The following is a 3,170-nucleotide window of genomic DNA, read 5'->3' on the forward strand; positions in this document are numbered from 1 at the left end:
GATGTAGCTGAACATCGCCCCCTGGAAGTCTTGACTGCCTCTCATCGTGCTCGTCTGCGTTGTTCTCGGTTGGCCTCAGATCGTACCGCCCGACGCGGGGGGTGGCGAGGGATTTTTCAACGGCCTGTTAAACGTTGGCTTACCGAAATCAAGCAATGCGCCGATGGCATTGATCTGGTGGTCTACGAGGAGGTGAGGAACCACAAAGGGGTGGATGCAGCGCACATCTACGGCGGCTTCATGGCGCACTTGACGGCCTGGTGCGAACACCACCAGATCCCGTACCAGGGCGTGCCCGTGGGCACGATCAAGAAGCACGCCACCGGCAAGGGCAATGCCGGCAAGGCCGAGATGATTGCGGCCGCCAAGGTACGCGGCTTCGATCCGGTCGACGACAACCACGCCGATGCGCTGGCGCTGCTGGACTGGGCGATGTCCCAAGGGGGTGTGGCATGCGTATGAGCACACCCTCGATTCCCTGCCCATTGGGCAGGATGGCACCGCAGTCACCGGCCAACGCCGAAGAGCTCCGGGCGATGCGCGCCGCTGCATGGCATAAGCAAGGCATCGTGGTCGTGCCGCTGGAGGATATCTACGACGAGTGGGACCGAGCGTTTCTGACCGGCATCGCCACCAAGCTCTACGGCGCGCGGACCGCCACGACGAAGCAGAGTCGTCCCTGGCGCGAAGGCGAAGTCATCGACCGGGGTGATGGTGAGACCTGGACGGTGGTGGCGACCACGGCCAAGTCGATCACCGTGCAACGCAGCCGCGATGGTGCGCTGGCGACCCTCGGGCAACTCGGGGAGGCACGGCCATGACCAAGAAGACGCAACGCGCCAAGGCCCGTGCCGAGAAAAAGCCGCGCATCGGCGAGGAGCACATCCGCCCGGATGGCAGCGTGATCCGCTACGTGCGGGAGGAGGACGATGACCGCAAGCCCGTCGACCACTACCGCACTGTGGATACGCTGGCGCTGATGCTCCGAAACGGCAGCATCACCGGTGCCATGCACGATGCCGGCCAGCAGTTCTCGCAGGACTTTGCGAGGGCATTTGCCAGTGGCGTGGCCAGTCCCAAGCTCGATGGTTTGCCGGGAGGGACTGCGCCCGGGCAGATGATGGTCGAGAGGAACGCTGGTGCTGCCCGAGCGGTTCGGGATGCGCTGGAGGCCGTCGGTGGCAGTGGCAGTCCGGCCGGATCGGCGCTGTGGTACGTGGCCGGGCTGCAGATGTCGATCCGCGATTGGGCATTGCGCGATGGCTGGAACGGCAAGCGTGTCGAGAAAAACGAGGCCAAGGGCATCCTGGTCGCGGCACTTGGGGTGCTGGCCAGGTACTACGGCTATGAGCGAGCGCCCAGGCCTCGGCGAGAGAGATCAACGCACGCTTGACTTGTCAGGACATCGTCCGGACGCTATGATGAGGGTAGTTTCTGAATATGGAGGTTGCCATGAGCACCTTAAACCTCTCCAAAACCGAACGGATCGATGTCCGCGCCAGCAGCTCTGTCAAACAGCTGCTGCAGGAGGCTGCGCGTTCTTGCCACAAAAACGTCAGCGAATTCCTGCTGGATGCCGGGGTGATCGCGGCCAACCAGGCACTGGCAGATCGTCGTCACTTTGTGCTGAACGATGACCAGTGGCAGGCGTTTCAGCAGGCGCTGGATCGCCCTGTGCAAGCCAAGCCGCGCTTGAAGAAACTGCTCAGTGAGCCCGGGGTGCTGGGTTGAGCGCAGCGTATGAGCCGATCCGCAAGCTCGCGCCGACGGATTCGACGGAAGGCTTCGACTGCGGGCAACCGTCACTGAACCAGTTTCTGCAGCGCTACGCGCTCGTCAACCAGAAGGCCAACAGCGCCCAGACCTACGTGTGCTGCCTTGGCGGTGAGGTCGTGGGCTTCTACAGTCTGGCGGTCGGAAGTGTTGATCCGGAGGATGCTCCTGCACGCGTCATGAAGGGCTTGGCCCGGCATCCGGTGCCGGTCATGATCCTGGCACGGCTGGCCGTGGATCGTGATCATCAGGGAAAAGGTCTGGGCAAGGCGCTGCTCAAGGACGCGCTGCTGCGCACCGCACAGGCGGCTGACATCGCCGGCATTCGTTGCCTGCTGGTTCATGCCAAGGATGAGGCCGCGCGGCAGTGGTATGAGTCCTGGGAATTTGAGCCAAGCCCGACCGATCCCTATCACCTGTTCCTGATGCTCAAGGATCTCAAGGCGCTACTGGCGGGGTGATTCGATCAGAAGCGGAAAATTTTTTTGAGGTTGTTTTCCGAAACCTGATTGAATCCCGTCCGGACACAAGGTACAGTATTCATGTACTGCTGATAACTGCGCCCACCCGATTCGTTCCGGTGGGCGCTGTCGTTTCTGGGCTGGGCGTTCGCCTCTCTGCCCAGCGCTGGAGACTCCCCCATGAAACTTCTCATCACCCGCCCGGTGGTCGTCACCGGCGACGGCGGCACGCGCTCATTCGCTCCCGGCCTGACGGTCGAGGTCGATGCCGCCACTGCCGATCAGATCCTGGCGCAGCAAGCCGGCACTGCTGTCGAGCCTGTTGCAAACGCCGAAGCGCCAGCCACTCCTCGCCGCCGGAAGTCCGCCGATGCTGAAACTTGACGTCACCGCCGATGTGGCCAAAGCGACCGAGCACCTCTCGGATCTGGCCCAGCAGCACGTACCCAATGCTGCCTCCAAGGCCCTGACTCGCACGGCGTTCGACGCCCGCGATGCGGTGCGCGACGGTCTGCCCGAGCGCTTCAACCTGCGCCGCCCGTGGATCAGCCGAGGCGTTGGCGTCACACCAGCCAAGCCCCGTACCCTGATGGCCGAGGTCTGGTCGCGGGATCGGTTCATGGCGCTGCAGGAGTCCGGTGGCACCAAGACCGGCAAGCTGGCGATCCCGGTGGGCCCGATGGCTGCAAAAGCAAAGACCCAGGTCATCCCCAAGAGCCAGTGGCCGGGCCGACTCTTGGCAAAGAAGAACGTGTTCTACCGCGCAGGTAGCGTCTTCGAGCGCCGGGACGAGAAACGCATCTTGGCCTTGTACCTGCTGCGCCGTCAGCAGAAGGTCGAACCGCGCTTTGGCATGGCCGACACCGTGCGAAGCGTGGCTCTGCGGGAGTACCAACGGCAGATGGAGCGGGCGCTGCGGGAAGAGTTGACGAAGGG

Annotated in this window: 7 protein-coding genes; all 7 read left to right on the forward strand. The window is 63.4% G+C overall.

Going from position 1 to position 3,170, the window contains the following annotated elements:
- Positions 1 to 30 precede the first annotated feature (30 nt).
- Positions 31 to 462, forward strand: a complete 432-nt coding sequence (locus Tther_RS12860; protein ID WP_246099051.1) for a hypothetical protein — start codon at positions 31 to 33, stop codon at positions 460 to 462.
- Positions 463 to 494: 32 nt separating this feature from the next.
- Positions 495 to 821, forward strand: coding sequence for a hypothetical protein (locus Tther_RS12865; protein ID WP_143904494.1), 327 nt, complete (start codon positions 495 to 497; stop codon positions 819 to 821).
- Positions 818 to 1,393, forward strand: a complete 576-nt coding sequence (locus tag Tther_RS12870; protein WP_143904495.1) for a hypothetical protein — start codon at positions 818 to 820, stop codon at positions 1,391 to 1,393. The genes Tther_RS12865 and Tther_RS12870 overlap by 4 nt, the downstream gene beginning before the upstream one ends.
- A gap of 59 nt (positions 1,394 to 1,452) precedes the next feature.
- Positions 1,453 to 1,731 (forward strand): type II toxin-antitoxin system TacA family antitoxin, encoded by a 279-nt coding sequence (locus Tther_RS12875; protein ID WP_021251077.1) that lies wholly within the window; start codon positions 1,453 to 1,455, stop codon positions 1,729 to 1,731.
- Entirely contained in the window at positions 1,728 to 2,234 is a 507-nt protein-coding gene (locus Tther_RS12880; RefSeq protein ID WP_143904496.1) for a GNAT family N-acetyltransferase, read from the forward strand. Before Tther_RS12875 ends, Tther_RS12880 begins: the two co-directional genes overlap by 4 nt.
- A 180-nt stretch (positions 2,235 to 2,414) precedes the next feature.
- The gene (locus tag Tther_RS12885; RefSeq protein ID WP_143904497.1) at positions 2,415 to 2,618 is read left to right on the forward strand and encodes a hypothetical protein; all 204 of its coding nucleotides are present in this window, start codon (positions 2,415 to 2,417) and stop codon (positions 2,616 to 2,618) included.
- Positions 2,605 to 3,170: hypothetical protein (locus Tther_RS12890; RefSeq protein ID WP_143904499.1), on the forward strand; the 566-nt coding region annotated here is incomplete at its 3' end. The genes Tther_RS12885 and Tther_RS12890, both read left to right, overlap by 14 nt.

Source organism: Tepidimonas thermarum (genome assembly GCF_007556705.1).
Lineage (GTDB): Bacteria > Pseudomonadota > Gammaproteobacteria > Burkholderiales > Burkholderiaceae_C > Tepidimonas > Tepidimonas thermarum.